Raw genomic sequence first — 15,703 nt, 5'->3', positions numbered from 1 at the left:
ATGATGGATTTGTCCGCCTATCGCGACATATTTATCGAAGAATTGAATGATCAATTGGAACGGATGGATCAGTCCTTGCTTGCACTTGAGCTTTCACCTTCAGTGGAACTTGTGCAAACCTTATTTCGAGCAGCTCATACGATCAAGGGCTCGGCTTCGACTATGGATTTTCGTGAACTAAGTGATCTGACACATGAAGTGGAGTATGCCTTGGAATGGGTGCGTTCGAAAAAACCGGACATTACTGCACAACTGATTGATACGCTTTTCCGTTCATTGGATGCGATGAGAGTGCTTAGAGATCAGTATGTGCGAGGGGCAGCTTACTCTGATTTCCGTGCGGTGGTAAAAGAGATACATGACATGATTCATCATCCATCTTCGGTTGTACAAGAGGGGCAATCTCTGATGTTACCTGGAGAATTTAACCTAGTCACAGAAGGGCTTGGATCAGGGGAACAGATTTTTTCTATCCGTATCGTTTTAAGCACAGATTGTTTAATGAAAGCAGCCAGATATCATATCTTGTGCAAACGAGTGGAAGATGTGTGCGGTAGTGTACTAGCAACTTCCATCCAGGAGAAGGGGCAGGAAGAGCAAGGGGAAGAGGCGCAGTATAATCAGTTTGTCATCATTATCGCTTCTAAGTTGGATCAAGCACAAATTGAGAGCGCGTTATCCGGGGACTCCGATATTCAGAGCATTGATGTAGGCCCATATATTTTGGCGACAGAAGAGGCAGCTGTAACAACTGAATTCATAGAGAATGAAATGACAGTTGGAATAGAAAAATCCGACACCTCGGTTCCCCTTCAAGAAGATAAAATGAAGTCCACCCAGCCTACTGTTCGCGTGAGCGTGGAGCGTCTGGATCATTTGATGAATCTCGTCGGTGAACTGCTTATTGACCAGACCTCTCTTGCAGACTTGAGTAGTTCGGGTGCACGGAAGGAGTCTTCCCCAGTACTTCAAAGCATTGGCGGGGTATCCGACCATATGGGCAGAGTCATCAAGGAACTTCAAGATGGCGTAATGAAAACGAGAATGCTGCCTATCGAGCAATTGTTGAACAGATTCCCGAGACTGGTTAGGGACTTGTCTCAGAAGCTTGGCAAAGATATTGAACTGGTTATTAAAGGCGGAGAGACTGAACTGGATCGCATGATTATTGAGGAACTCAGCGACCCGCTGATCCATCTGATTCGAAACAGTGCCGATCATGGCGTTGAGAGTGCCGAGGTCCGAGCCAAACAGAACAAACCTGCTAAAGGTCGAATTAAACTGACTTCTTATCATGAAGAAAATCATGTGGTAATCCGTTTTTCGGATGATGGTAAGGGTATTGATGGGGAGAAGATTAAAGCTTCCGCGCTGAAAAAAGGCATTATAACTGAAGAGCAAGCGGCTCGTTTGAATGCACAGGAAGCTGTCCATCTGATCTTTGAACCAGGGTTCTCCACGGCTTCAACCGTTAGTGACGTATCTGGCCGAGGTGTTGGCATGGATATTGTACGAAGCCAGATTGGAAGGCTGAATGGTATCATCGATATTGACACAGTGGTCGGTGTAGGCACGACGTTCACGATTCGTTTACCGCTTACTCTGGCCATTATCAAGGGTCTGTTAGTAAATGTGTCAGGCCGGGTACTGGTTCTGCCGATGTATAACGTAGCGGAGATCGTACGTATTAAACCGGAAGAGATTCAGATGATTCAGGGACAGCAATCCATTTTGAACCATGGGCGCATTGTGCCTTTTTACCGGCTGTGTGATAAGCTGCAATACCCGCGTAAAGATCGTAAGTCGAAGACGATTCCGCTCGTTATTGTGCGCTCCGTTGATAAAATTTCAGCGTATGCCGTGGATGAGATCATCGGAAATCAGGAAGTGGTCATTAAGTCGCTTGGAACGTACCTCGGAGCAATGAATCACCTCTCTGGTGCAACCATTTTGGGGAACGGAAAAGTGGCTCTGATTCTGGACGCTACTTATCTAGTCAGCCATTAAAAGACTAATGCTAACTGCGTCCAGTAATCACTTTAATTTATTTAAAAATAAAAAAGATAAAGAGCCTCAAGATCCTGCATGCAGGGCCTTGAGGCTCTTTATCATGTTCTGCTCAGATCATGTTCTCGGGCTGTCCGCCTGTCCTTTGAAAATTAAGTCCATAAAGTGATTCGCAGCCGAGGAGATCGGCATGTTCCGTTTTGTCATGATCCCAACATGAGAAGGAGGGAGAGGAACGTCAAGCTGAATCTCGAAGAGAGAGCCTTCTTCCAGCTCTTTGGAGATAAATTCTCGTGTGACATAGGAGATCCCCAAGCCGCGGCGAGCAAATTCAATCAGAAGGTCAACACTGCCGACCTCGATCTCTGGTTTTAACGTGTAGTTATAATGATTGAAGAGTTCTGTGATTGCCATCCGAACCCGACTGTTACGAGAAAACAGGATAAGCTCATGTTCAAGCAATTGTTCGAGGGTCAGTACTTTTCCCTTCAACTGGGCATATCGTTCACCAGCAACAAAACAATCCTTTAGTTGGATGCTCTCCCGCACTTCCAGCTGTGGGTCAACGATGGGCATACGGACAACCCCAAGATCGATTTTGCCTTCTTTTAGAAACGTAATGACTTCCGGTGTCGTTCCATGGCTTAGATGCAGCTTGATGTTAGGGTACTGAATATGAAACTCCTCCAGATACGATAACATGTAATGTTTGAAGAGGGAGTCGCTGCCTCCAATCCGAAGTTCCCCGTTATCCAGATTTTTTAGCGCGGCCATTTTTTCTTCTGCAAGTGAGATTAGAATCTGGGATTGTTCGATATAGGAGTAAAGGCTCGCACCCTCTTGAGTTAATGCAACGCCTTTAGAGTTTCGATAGAACAGGGTAAGTCCGAAGCTGTCTTCCAACTGTTTGATCGCGTGACTGACGCTAGGTTGTGTGATGTAAAGGGCTTTGGCGGCTTGGGTCAGACTGCCCGTTTTGGCAGCCCAGTAAAAGACTTTATATAATTCGTAATTTGTTGTCATAGATATCGTCTATAGCTCCTGTGAAATATATTAATTACTTGTATGGCTATAAAACGTATTATAGTGTAACTACAACAAAGAAACCAGAGTTACTTGGAAGGAGCACGGTAAGATGGAACCAACAACAATTGTTTTATTTGGTGCTACTGGAGATTTAGCCAAAAGAAAAATATATCCTGCCCTATATAATCTGTACCTTGAGAAAAAGCTTCCTGAAACCTTCTCCCTGATCGGCATGGGCCGCAGAGAATGGTCGGATGAATTTTTCCAAGCTCAAGTGGAAAAATCTTTGCATGAGTTCTCTAGACGTCAAGGAGATCATGAATCAGTAAAATCATTTGTAAAAGCTTTTCGCTACAGTGTATTGAATATCACGCATAAGGAAGATTATATAAAGTTGCTTCAATTGGTTGAGCAAAGAGAGGCTGAACTTGGTATTCCATCCAATCGCTTGTTTTATCTCTCGGTTGGTCCGGAATTCTTCGAGCCGATCGCTGAAAATATTCAGGCAAGTGGGCTTGGTTCAACACAAGGATGGAAACGTCTCGTCATTGAGAAGCCATTTGGTCATGATTTACAGTCGGCACGCGACCTTAACCGCAAGCTGAGTGAATCCTTCACAGAGGCAGAGATTTATCGGATTGACCACTACCTGGGAAAACCGATGGTTCAGAAGCTGGAGACACTTCATCAAAGCAATCCGATTATGAAGGCTCTCTGGAACAACCGTTACATCTCTAACGTACAAATTACGGCAAATGAGACTGTAGGTGTTGAAGAACGCGCATCCTATTATGATCATGTAGGTGCTGTGCGTGACATGTTCCAAAATCATATGCTGCAATTGCTTATGATGATGGCTATTCAGCTTCCATATAACAGCACTTCCGAAAATGTGGGCCAGAAGAAAAAACACATCATGGAGTCCATTCAGCCACTGCAGAAGCAAACGGTCGGTGCAAGCATCATTCGTGGACAGTACGCTGCAGGTAGCATTCAAGGAAAACCGGTACATGCCTACACAGATGAACCAGGTGTTGCAGAGAACACAATGAATGACACATTTATTGCCGCGAAGCTGCAAATTGATGATTTCTTCTGGAGAGGTGTTCCGTTTTACATCCGTACGGGTAAAAGAATGAAGGAGAAATCAACACGGATCGTGATTGAGTTCAAAGAACCTTCAGGCCAAGGTCACCTGATCAAGAACAACGGTTCGAAACCGAACCTGCTTGTGATCGAAATGAGCCCGGATCAAAGCATGACACTGCAACTGAACGCAAGTGATCCTGAAAATAAAGGGGAATTCAAGCCCGTTCATATTGACCTTGCTCCTAATCAGGGAGATCTGGCAGAAGCTTATGAGAACTTGATTCGCGATGCGTTGCATGGCGATCCAACCTTCTTTGCACATTGGGATGAAGTTGAGTTATCCTGGGCTTGGGTGCAACCGATTCTGGATGCATTTAATGAAAATCTGCTTCCGCTCCACTTATATCCGGCAGGAAGTTATGGACCAGCGGAGTCGGATGCCATGCTTGAGGCGGAAGGTCATCATTGGTGGTTTGACGAACCTAATGAACTGATTTCTGAGCAAGACAGCGATGTACCGATGGCAGTTAACGGAAACATCTAATGCCAAAACAAACTAAAAAATCAAACTAATCGGAGGTTTTTAATCATGAAATTTTTTATCGATACAGCTAACGTGGAAGACATTCAAAAAGCATACAAAATCGGTGTATTGTCTGGTGTAACAACTAACCCTTCCTTGGTAGCCAAAGAAGGCGTGAAATTCGAAGACCGCATCGAAGAAATTTTGAAGCTTGTGCCTGAAGTCGAGTCTGTTTCCGCTGAAGTAACGCCGGATGCGCTGACTGCTGAAGAAATGATCGCCCAAGCGAACGAATTGATCAAAATCAATAACAACGACAAAAACATCACGATTAAATTGCCAATGACACTTGCAGGTCTGGAAGCTTGCCGTTACTTGACTAAAAAAGGTGTAAAAACAAACGTGACTTTGATCTTCACCGTGAATCAGGCGTTGCTTGCAGCTCGCGCAGGTGCAACATACGTATCTCCTTTCTTGGGACGTCTGGACGATATCTCCGAAGACGGCGTACAACTTGTAGCCAAAGTAGCTGAACTGTTCCGCACACATAATCTGGATGCACAGATCATTGCTGCATCCGTGAGACATCCGGATCACGTTACACGCGTAGCGATGGCTGGAGCACATATTGCAACAGTTCCATTTGCAGTCATTGAACAAATTTCCAAACACCCGCTGACAGATCAAGGGATGGAGAAATTTGCAGCAGACTGGAAAAAAACAGTACAATAATATCCGTACGTGGGGAAAAGGTTTAACAGAAAATATATATAAATCATGGAGTATCGGGAGGACATAATGAGTAAACAACAGATTGGTGTCATTGGACTTGCGGTAATGGGGAAAAACCTGGCTTTTAATATTGAAAGTAAAGGTTTCTCGGTATCGGTATTTAACCGTTCACCGGAGAAAACGCATGATCTTCTGAAAGAAGCAGAAGGTAAAAACTTGATCGGAACGTTTTCCATTGAAGAGTTCGTAGCTTCTTTGGAATCACCACGTAAAATTCTGATCATGGTACAAGCGGGTAAAGCAACGGATGCTACTATTGAGCAATTGCTTCCTCACCTGGATCAAGGAGATATCATTATCGATGGTGGTAATGCGTACTTCCCTGATACACAGCGTCGTAGCAAAGAGCTGGAAGCCAAAGGTTTCCGCTTCATCGGTGCAGGTGTATCCGGTGGCGAAGAAGGCGCGCTGAAAGGTCCTGCAATTATGCCAGGTGGTCAGGAAAGTGCGTATGAGCTTGTAGAACCAATCCTGACGGCGATTTCTGCCAAAGTTGGCGATGATGCGTGCAGCACGTATATCGGACCTGACGGTGCGGGACACTACGTTAAAATGGTGCATAACGGCATCGAGTATGGTGACATGCAGTTGATTGGTGAAGCGTACCATTTGCTGAAATCCGTACTGAACGTTTCCGTAGAAGAGTTACATGAAATCTTCTCCGAGTGGAACCAAGGTGAACTTGACAGCTATCTGATCGAGATCACAGCGGACATCTTCTCCAAATACGATCCGGAAACAGGCAAACCGATGGTTGATGTCATTCTGGATGCCGCTGGACAAAAGGGAACAGGCAAATGGACAAGCCAAAGCGCGCTGGATCTCGGCGTACCACTGTCCATGATTACGGAATCCGTATTCTCCCGTTTCTTGTCGGCGATGAAGGACGAGCGTATCGCTGCCAGCAAAATCCTGAACGGACCTAAGGCAGAAGCGTTCTCCGGTGACAAAAAAGCATTCATCGAGAACGTACGCAAAGCACTGTTCGCAAGTAAAATCGTATCCTACGCTCAAGGTTTCGCACAGATGCGTGCCGCATCCGACGAATATGGCTGGGATCTGAAATACGGCAACATCGCGATGATCTTCCGCGGCGGTTGCATTATCCGTTCACAGTTCCTGCAAAACATTAAGGAAGCATACGACAAAGATGCAGCCCTGAAAAACCTGCTCCTTGATCCATACTTCCAAAACATCGTTGAATCCTACCAGGATGCATGGCGTGAAGTGGTGGCCGCTGCGGTGAAACAAGGTATTCCAGTACCAGGCTTCTCCAGCGCGTTGTCCTACTACGACAGCTACCGTACAGAGCGTTTGCCAGCAAACTTGCTTCAAGCACAACGTGACTACTTCGGTGCACACACATTCCAACGTGTGGACAAAGAAGGTTCATTCCATTTCCAATGGATGGATACTAACGAGTAATTTTTTAATATAAGCACCTCTGCAACAGTCCTTTTGAGTTTACTCAGGGGAGAGTTGCAGAGGTGTTTTTTTGTTTTGGCACAACATCGGCATGTACGGTTGGTGAAAAAGAGGGAAAACTCTTCAAAATTTATTATCATCAAATTGTAATAAAATGTACCCATCTGTAGTCTGTAAAAGATGCTGAGACACCTCTGTTTACGTTATACTATTTCAGACGGATTTGTTTCCGTTAAAATTGCAGTACATAACTTTTTGAAGGTGGGGGTCAGGCTAGGCATGTTTGTACTCATAGGTATCCTGTTTTTGCTCGTATATGGATTGTTAGTCTTCTACATAGGCTGGAGCGGGTGGAGTTGGATGAAACCCGTGGTGGCAGCCAGATTTCGCTGGTTGTATATCACAGCACTTGTTTTTCTGGCCGCTTCCTTTATTTTGGCACGCATATTTGGCAGCATTTCGTTTCTCGGTGTCATCGGCTCCTATTGGCTGGCGGTTTTCTCACTATTATTGCTCATATTGCCTGTTGTACACCTGACGTTATGGCTTCTGCGCTTGACGCGAATTCCTAGACATCACGCTCACAAATGGGCGGGTGTAGTTACGCTGGTTTTACTGATCTCTACAATGGGATACGGAATTTTCAACGCGTACAGCCCGGTCGTCAGACAATATAACATTCAGATTGATAAAAAGGTGCAAGGCATAGACAAGTTGAATATTGTCATGGCTGCGGATATGCATTTTGGACTGTTGTCTGGTCCTGCTCATGCGAAACGGATGGTAGAGGAGATTAATGCCCTCAAACCAGACCTCGTTTTATATCCGGGTGACCTGATCGATGACAATCTGGCGATGTATGAGAAGAGTGGTATTGCCGATATTATTAGTGGAATCAAGGCTCCTTATGGCGTATATGCTTCACTTGGGAACCATGATAAATTTGACGGACCTACCCAGGATCTCATCGCTGCATTGGAGAAAAGCAATATGCAGGTGCTGTATGATGACAAAATCGTACTGGATAACAAAATTACATTGATTGGACGGAAAGACCGAACGGAAGAAGATCGGGCAGACGTAGCAACACTTATGCAAAATACAGATCTGAATCAGCCTGTAATCATGCTGGATCATCAGCCGTACGATTTGGATATCGCCGAGAAGAACAACGTTGATTTAGTCGTATCGGGTCATACACACCGGGGACAGATTGCACCGGCTCAATTCATAACACAAGCGATCTATGAGAATGATTGGGGTTATCTGCAAAAGGGCTCCATGCACTCGATTGTCACCTCAGGATATGGTTTCTGGGGACCGCCAATCCGGACAAGTAGCCGTTCCGAGATTGTGCAGATCAACGTAACCTTTGGGCAATAAATGAACAGCCCCTTCGCGATAGAAGGGGCTGTTTTGTTCTGTCATCAAACGTACATTTAGTTTCGTACTCCATTTACGGGAATAGCTTCAAAAGAATAAAAGGCACCTTTTTTATTGATTTTACCGATGAGAGTAGTGGCTCCTTTTTTCGTAAAGGTGTATTGGTTATCTTGAATACGAACGCTGTATCCTTTTAAATTCAGGCCAAAGATCGATTTTACTTTTGGCGCTGCGGCGGAGAGGGCTTTCTTTTTACTCAGCTTAGGCTTAGCAAAAGACTTCTTAAAATCAGCATCATTGTTCCAGTCCGTGCCGAATTGATTGATTACCTTCCACACTTTTCCAGTGTTACTTCCAATGTGTACAGAGTTTATACTACTGTCATCTTGATATACCCAGAGTGTATCTTTGTTTTTTTGGGTAAGCAATGAATAATCAAATGCCTTAATGGATGTAATGCCAAGTATTTTGAGTGTGTTTCGGGCTTTGTTTGTAAGTGTAGCCCGTGCATCCTTAAGGTCATAAAGAATACTTGCTGATAATTGGTTGTTATGATCCACATCGACGTATAAACTTTGGTCATGTCCCCAGATCACCCAGTAGTTTTTGAGTCCGCTGTCGTTTACATCTTGTTTAACTCGCCAGAAGGCATCCGCTTTGAATTTGTTGTCTTTATCAAACGATTTCAGGAACACTTGTATTTTGTTGTATAAAGCTTGATCCAATACTTTGTTAAGATCATCGGCTTTATAATTGATTAGGGTAGAAGTAACTTTTTCCTTTTTGGAATTATAATTTTGAGTGATATCAGCCTCGGCTGTGCCAGTTAACGTGCTATTAACAACCCAATCATCAAATGCAGTGTCTGCAGATGTGAATTGAACGGTTCGTTTTCCAGTCAATGCTGTGATGGCGTCGGTTAATTGTTTAGTCACTTTTTGATCCAGATTCAGCGTATTTGAAACATCCTGAACCACGGAAGTAGGACTTGATTCTGCCCAAGCGGCGGGAGCTATGGATAATAATAGTGACATAGAAGTGATAGCTGCGGTGATCGAGACCAATTTTTTCAATGATTATTCCTCCTGTTACGTAAATGTAATTGTGATTGCATTAGATATTTATAGTTGGATACACTATTAACGTGGATGAAAAGGAAAATGTTGCATACTCTAAATTTTTACCTTATGCCTGTAGTTGACACCGTTTTCAGCTTATGCTAGACTATTTGCGAGGCTTGTTACCGGTAAAGCGGGCAAAACCACAATGGAAATGATTTTATTATTTCTATTTTGGTTTTGCCCTTTTTTATGTCTCAAAAAAAACCAGGTGGGTCCATTATGATTATCAAACAGATATTTAATAACAACATCGTCAGCACGGTAGATGATAAAAATAAAGAATTGCTGATCCTCGGCCGGGGTATCGGATTTAAGTTCAAAGCTGGCGATGAGATTGACGAAGAGCGAATTGAAAAGGTGTTTCGTCTTCAGGATACATCGATATATGAAAAGTTCAAATCCATCGTCGCTGAAGTGCCGATTGAAATTCTGCAGGTAACCGATGATATCGTGACGCTGGCACGAACACAGCTGAGTAAAACGATCAGTGACGGGATATATGTCTCCTTATCCGATCATATTCATTTTGCTGTTCAGCGGTTGGAAAAGGGAATGATTACACGTAATCCACTTTCGTGGGAAGTGCAGCATTTCTATAAGGCAGAGTATGATGTGGCCAGAGAAGCGCTCACTTTGCTCAAAGAACGACTGGATATCGAATTCCCGAAAGACGAAATCTGCAATATTGCGCTGCATTTCATTAATGCAGAAGTCAACGATTCGATGAATGATGTCACGCATCTGATGCAGTTGTTGCAGGAGATTATGAACATTATCAAATATCACTTCAACGTCGAATTGGATGAGGATGGCGTGAACTATTTCCGGTTTATCACACATCTGAAATACTTCTGTCAGCGAGTCATTACTCATTCAACTCATGATGATGCGGAAGAGTATCTGTATGAGGTGGTAAGGAAAAACTATCCGGAGACGTTCAAGTGTATCGGCAAGGTCGAGACGTTTATCCATAAAAACTATCAGTACGATATGACTCACTCGGAGCAACTGTACCTGACATTGCATCTAGAGCGCTTGATGAAGACAAAACGGGAAGCGTAACGTTTTCCAAAATGTTAGCGTGAGCACCTTCATGCAATTGGTTTCAGGTTATGTATCACATAATACATTTTCATATTCAATGGGCTTGTTACTGTTTAATCAGGCAATACCCGAATGAAGGTACGCAGGTACATCTGCGTAGTTTTGTTCGGGTATTTTTTATGGGAAAAATGAGGAGGAAATCAGATGAAACATCAAGACACGGCACAGCATATCATCAAAGCCGTTGGTGGAAAAGACAATATCAACTCGGTGTATCACTGTGTTACAAGGCTGCGCTTTGATCTGAAAAGCAATGACAACGTCGACAGCGGCGCTTTAAAACAGCTGGATAAAGTAATGGGCACCAACATTTCGGGAGATCAGTTCCAAGTCATCATCGGTAATGATGTATCCAAAGTATTTGATGCGATGGTAAAGGAAGAACCGTCCATTCAGCAAAACGCAGACAATAAGCAGGCCAAACCGGAAAAAAGTAAAAATGTGATCTTGAGCATCTTTGAAACGATTGCAGGTGTATTTGCTCCGATGCTTCCGGCCATTACAGCAGCGGGTATGCTAAAAGGGTTACTTGCCCTGTTTGTTTCGCTGGAGTGGATGTCCGCGGGAACAGATACGTATCGCATTCTGTCCGCGATTGGTGATGGTGTGTTCCATTACTTGCCACTGCTGATTGCAGTCAGCGCTGCCCGCAAGTTTGGCAGTAATCCATTTGTAGCGATTGCACTGGGTACAGCCTTGATGTATCCCGACATGGGGGCCTTGCTCTCCAGCGGAGAAGCGGTGGCGTTTCTAGGTATTCCAGTCACAGCAGTAAGCTATGCTTCATCGGTTATTCCGATTTTGCTGGCGGTATGGTTGATGTCTTATGTTGAAAAATGGGTGGATCGGATCATCCCTGCAGCGCTCAAGCTTTTGCTTGTGCCACTGATTACGCTCCTGGTGATGGTTCCAGTCACATTGATTGCGATTGGACCATTGGGTACATTTGTTGGTAACGGTTTGTCCGGTGGGATTAACTGGCTATTGAACGAAGGTGGCTTGATCGCTGGTATCGTACTGGGCGGTGCCATGGCACTGATTATCATGACAGGTATGCACTACGCACTTGTGCCGATTATTCTCAGTAATATTGCTACACTCGGTTTTGACAAATTCCTGCCGCTAACATTTATTTCAAACATGGGTCAGGCTGGTGCAACACTCGGTGTGTTCTTCCGTGCTAATGATAAAAAACTTAAAACCGTTGCTCTGTCAACGAGTTTCACGGCTCTGATGGGTGTAACCGAACCGGCGATGTACGGGGTTAACATGAAATATAAAAAGCCATTTGCCGCTGCGATGATCGGTAGTGCAGTAGGTGGCGGTTTCGCCTTGGCATTCGGCGCTAAAGCCTATGTACTCGCGGGTAATGGCGGACTTCCTGGGTTGCCGTCTCTTGTTGGACAGACCTTCCTGTATTCCTTCGGAGGCATGATTATCGCGTTTGTTGTAGGTACGATTGTATCGATCCTGTTCGGGATCAAAGAAGAGGAGGGGGACGCTGAGGCACTGGCCAAATTTACTCCAGGTGCCACTAACGCTAATGTGACAACAGATAAGGCAGTTAAGATTGAAGCACCCGTCAACATGGAGGATCCTGGTGCCCCTGCACCAACGGGGGATGCCATAGCTTATGCTCCGATGACAGGCAGAGCTATCCCGCTGCAAGAAGTAAATGATCCTACCTTTGGTGATGAATTGATGGGCAAGGGTGTGGCGTTTGTTCCTACCTTGGGTGAACTGGTGTCCCCGGTTACGGGCACGGTGATGAATGTTTTCAAAACCAAACATGCCATTGTTGTCTGCAGTGATGAGGGTATGGAGCTGCTTATTCATGTTGGGATCAACACAGTGAAGCTGCGTGGACGATATTTTGATTCGCATGTGTCAGCAGGGACACGCGTACAGGCTGGTGATCTATTGCTAACCTTTGAACTGGATGAGATTGCGAAGGAATATGACATAACAACCGCTATGGTTGTGACTAATACGGTCGATTATAAAGACATTACCCCTATACAACTGGGAAATATCCAAATGGGTGAGAACGTATTGAAGGCGAAGCTGTGAACAAGGAGAGATCAATATGAACAATCGACAAGGGTTTTCCGAAGGGTTCTTATGGGGCGGCGCGATCGCTGCCAACCAGGCTGAAGGCGCATTTGATGTGGGTGGTAAAGGCTGGTCTACGGCCGACATGGTTCCTTATTTTGAGAAGAAGGACTATACCAATTTGCGAGAGTTGATGCATGTGACCACTGACAAGGTCGAGAAGGCAATGGCACATTACAGTTCGGAAGGGTATCCGAAACGGTACGGCGTTGATTTTTATCATCGTTTCAGAGAAGATATAGCCTTGTTTGCCGAACTTGGGTTCAAAACGTTCCGACTTTCTATTAACTGGCCACGTATTTTCCCGAACGGTTATGATGAACAGCCAAACGAAGAAGGACTTCGTTTTTATGACGAGGTGTTTGATGAGCTTCGGAAATACAATATTGAGCCGTTGGTAACCCTCTCTCATTACGAGATGCCGATGTCACTTGTACTGAAATATAACGGTTGGGCAGGCCGTGAGGTTATTGAACATTTTGTGAGATATGCAGAAACGGTCATGACAAGGTACAAGGAGAAGGTAAAATACTGGCTGACGTTCAATGAGATCAATACCACGATTATTGAGCCGTTTACAGGTGGAGGCATCATTGAGGATCGGGTGGATAACGTTATGCAGGCGTCCTATCAGGCGCTTCATCATCAGTTTGTAGCCAGTAGTTTGGTGACCGAGAGAGCACGTCAGATTAACCCAGAGTTCCAGATTGGATGTATGCTGGCTCGTATGATCCATTACCCGGCGACGTCCAATCCGGAAGATGTACTGCAAGCTCAAATCGACAATCAACTCAACCTGTTGCATACCGATGTACAAGTTCGCGGGAGTTATCCGTCGTTTATGACTCGTTACTGGTCAGATCATGGAATTAACGTGATCATGGAGCCTGGAGACGAGCAAATACTGCGTAAGCATACGGTAGATTTTATATCATTTAGTTATTATACTTCCCTGGTGTCCGCGGTGAATCCTGAGGATTACGGTGTTACGGGCGGAAATCTATACAGTACGATCAAAAACCCGAATCTGGAGCGCACGGAATGGGGCTGGCAGCTTGATCCGGTTGGGCTGCGTATTGCACTGAAAGAGCTGTATGATCGTTATCAGCTGCCTTTGTTTGTGGTGGAAAATGGACTCGGCGCGAAAGATAAGGTCGAGGAAGACGGCTCCATTCAGGATGATTACCGGATTGACTACCTCCGTAAACACATTACACAAATGAAGGAAGCGGTCATGGACGGTGTGGAGCTAATGGGATATACAAACTGGGGAGCTATTGATATTATCAGCGCATCTACCTCGGAAATGTCCAAAAGGTACGGTGTAATCTATGTGGATCAGGATGATAACGGACAAGGGACATTGAATCGTTTCAAGAAAAAAAGCTTCGACTGGTATCAAAAAGTGATCGCTTCAAACGGCAAGGATTTGGATTGATACAAGAACGAACGTAACAGGCTTTGCTTCGCGGTTGTTTACCTCGGAGCAAAGTCTTTTTATTTTACTCACATGTAAAAAGAATGACTGCATCCCGGATGAGATGATATACTGTGTTCGTATCAGGGAGGAATGAAGATGAGAAAACCGATTATTGCGGTAGATATGGATGACACGATCTGTCAACTAGTTAAACGGGCCATTTATCATAACAACAAGAGCTTTCCAACTCATCTGCTTCATTATGAAGATATGGTAGATTGGGACACCACTCACTTGCGTCACCCGGATAGTACCCATGAGGTGTTTTACGGGCGACCCGGATTGTTCGAGGAACTGGAGTTATATGATGAGTATGTGGTGGAAGAGATGCGGAAGTTAAACGATGCGTATGATCTTCTTATCGTTACGGCAGCAGAGCCTAAGACGGTATTGGAGAAGTGGAAGTGGCTGCAGATGCATATGCCGTTTATTAAACTGGAACAATTCATAACGTGCAAACGCAAAAACTTGCTCACATTCGACCTTTTAATCGATGACGGGCCTCATAATCTGATTCCGGCTTTTGAAGGTGGACGGAAAGTCATCTGTATCCCGCATCCGTGGAACAGACAACAACGTGAGCAATACGGCTTTCCCCAGATGTCGTCCTGGAAAGGTGCGAAGCTGTACATAGATGAGATGTTGCTGCCCTTAGGTCTTCATATTTAACATTTAACCATACTACCGTAATCCAGAGCAGAAGTTATACTCTGGATTTTTTGCGATAGGATAGCGGGGTATCACCCGTTATTTTTTTGAAGGCAGCATGAAAGGAATCCATATCCTGATAGCCAACCATTTCAGCAATGATACCCACTTTATGGCCGGATCGCTTTAACAGCTCACAACTTCTTTGAATGCGTAGATGTTGTACATAGGATCTAAATGTCTGTCCGGTATAACGAACGAACATTCTTCCAATCTTTTTCTCACTCCACCGGGATAACTGAACCAAATCTTTCATGAGGATACGTTCGCCAAGATGCTGCCTGAGGTAATGAAGGATGGATTCCATGTCATGAAACATGGGTTGATGTGGAGTGGAGTCCACATACTTCATCTGTTGATCCTGTCTGTAAGTCATGATAATCAATTGGCTAACCAGCGTGTCTAACATCGCAAGTGAACCTGGCCCGGGAACGGAGAATTCACGGTATAACTGTAACATTAATTCTTCCAAACGGCCGGAATGATCTGTAACGGAGATATACTGCTGCCGATTTTGCTCAAGGTCCATCAGATGTTGTACGATGTCCTCATCCCGAAGAAAATGTTTCAAAGCTTGTATTAATTCGGCGTTAAACAAGCAGTTATAGATGATCAGGGGTGCTTTTGTTGCATCCGTACTCACTGGTCGGAAGACGTGAGGAATTCCGATAGGAATGACAAATAACATGCCCTTGTTGACAGGGACGGTATCTTCACCGATGTGGTGAAACCCTCTACCTTCAGCAACATAGCTGTACTCAACGAAATCATGGGTGTGAAAAGGCATCATAAAGTTCTCAAAACAGCGATTAACGAATAACTGTAGTGGACGGTTCAGGAATGCCTCGCTTTTCAATAATTCTACAGACCTTTTCATATACAGTTTCTCCTTCCCACAGATGGCTGTATCGGGGGGTGAAACAGTCCGTTTTA

The 15,703-nt window shown here is 44.6% G+C and carries 12 protein-coding genes; 9 read left to right on the top strand and 3 right to left on the bottom strand.

What is annotated here, in order from left to right; all coding sequences use genetic code 11:
- Positions 1-2,007, top strand: a complete 2,007-nt coding sequence (locus tag EC604_RS19795) for a chemotaxis protein CheA (protein ID WP_123065807.1) — start codon at positions 1-3, stop codon at positions 2,005-2,007.
- Between the two features lie 117 nt (positions 2,008-2,124).
- On the opposite strand, the gene EC604_RS19790 is transcribed toward EC604_RS19795, so the two are convergent.
- Complete coding sequence (locus EC604_RS19790) at positions 2,125-3,030, bottom strand: LysR family transcriptional regulator (protein ID WP_123065806.1); 906 nt, start codon at positions 3,028-3,030, stop codon at positions 2,125-2,127.
- A gap of 112 nt (positions 3,031-3,142) precedes the next feature.
- Here EC604_RS19790 and zwf point away from each other — a divergent pair, with 112 nt between their 5' ends.
- The 4 genes from zwf (at position 3,143) to EC604_RS19770 (ending at position 8,245) form a co-directional block, all read left to right on the top strand.
- Positions 3,143-4,666: a glucose-6-phosphate dehydrogenase gene (gene zwf, locus EC604_RS19785; RefSeq protein ID WP_123065805.1), complete on the top strand. Its 1,524-nt coding sequence runs from the start codon at positions 3,143-3,145 to the stop codon at positions 4,664-4,666.
- Positions 4,667-4,711: 45 nt separating this feature from the next.
- On the top strand, positions 4,712-5,377 hold the full coding sequence (gene fsa, locus EC604_RS19780; protein WP_090916923.1) for a fructose-6-phosphate aldolase: 666 nt from the start codon (positions 4,712-4,714) through the stop codon (positions 5,375-5,377).
- A gap of 66 nt (positions 5,378-5,443) precedes the next feature.
- Positions 5,444-6,862 (top strand): NADP-dependent phosphogluconate dehydrogenase, encoded by a 1,419-nt coding sequence (gene gndA, locus EC604_RS19775; RefSeq protein ID WP_123065804.1) that lies wholly within the window; start codon positions 5,444-5,446, stop codon positions 6,860-6,862.
- A gap of 279 nt (positions 6,863-7,141) precedes the next feature.
- Positions 7,142-8,245, top strand: a complete 1,104-nt coding sequence (locus tag EC604_RS19770; protein WP_123065803.1) for a metallophosphoesterase — start codon at positions 7,142-7,144, stop codon at positions 8,243-8,245.
- Between the two features lie 56 nt (positions 8,246-8,301).
- Here the strand turns inward: EC604_RS19770 and EC604_RS19765 are convergent, their stop codons facing one another.
- Positions 8,302-9,318: a hypothetical protein gene (locus tag EC604_RS19765; RefSeq protein WP_123065802.1), complete on the bottom strand. Its 1,017-nt coding sequence runs from the start codon at positions 9,316-9,318 to the stop codon at positions 8,302-8,304.
- Between the two features lie 267 nt (positions 9,319-9,585).
- On the opposite strand from EC604_RS19765, the gene licT reads away from it, so the two are divergent.
- The 4 genes from licT to EC604_RS19745 all read left to right on the top strand — a co-directional run bounded on the left by licT (position 9,586) and on the right by EC604_RS19745 (position 14,731).
- A complete protein-coding gene (gene licT, locus EC604_RS19760; protein WP_123065801.1) occupies positions 9,586-10,428 on the top strand; it encodes a BglG family transcription antiterminator LicT in 843 nt (280 codons plus the stop codon).
- A 186-nt stretch (positions 10,429-10,614) separates the two neighbouring features.
- Complete coding sequence (locus EC604_RS19755) at positions 10,615-12,540, top strand: beta-glucoside-specific PTS transporter subunit IIABC (protein ID WP_123065800.1); 1,926 nt, start codon at positions 10,615-10,617, stop codon at positions 12,538-12,540.
- A 16-nt stretch (positions 12,541-12,556) separates the two neighbouring features.
- Positions 12,557-14,020 (top strand): glycoside hydrolase family 1 protein, encoded by a 1,464-nt coding sequence (locus tag EC604_RS19750; RefSeq protein WP_123065799.1) that lies wholly within the window; start codon positions 12,557-12,559, stop codon positions 14,018-14,020.
- Between the two features lie 138 nt (positions 14,021-14,158).
- A complete protein-coding gene (locus EC604_RS19745; RefSeq protein WP_123065798.1) occupies positions 14,159-14,731 on the top strand; it encodes a 5' nucleotidase, NT5C type in 573 nt (190 codons plus the stop codon).
- 34 nt (positions 14,732-14,765) lie between these two features.
- Here EC604_RS19745 and EC604_RS19740 read toward each other — a convergent pair whose 3' ends face one another.
- Entirely contained in the window at positions 14,766-15,647 is an 882-nt protein-coding gene (locus tag EC604_RS19740; protein ID WP_123065797.1) for an AraC family transcriptional regulator, read from the bottom strand.
- Positions 15,648-15,703: the final 56 nt, after the last annotated feature.

Source organism: Paenibacillus amylolyticus (assembly GCF_003719335.1).
Lineage (GTDB): Bacteria > Bacillota > Bacilli > Paenibacillales > Paenibacillaceae > Paenibacillus > Paenibacillus amylolyticus_D.
Note: the sequence above shows the minus strand (reverse complement) of the source record. Positions and strands in the feature narration are given on the sequence as shown.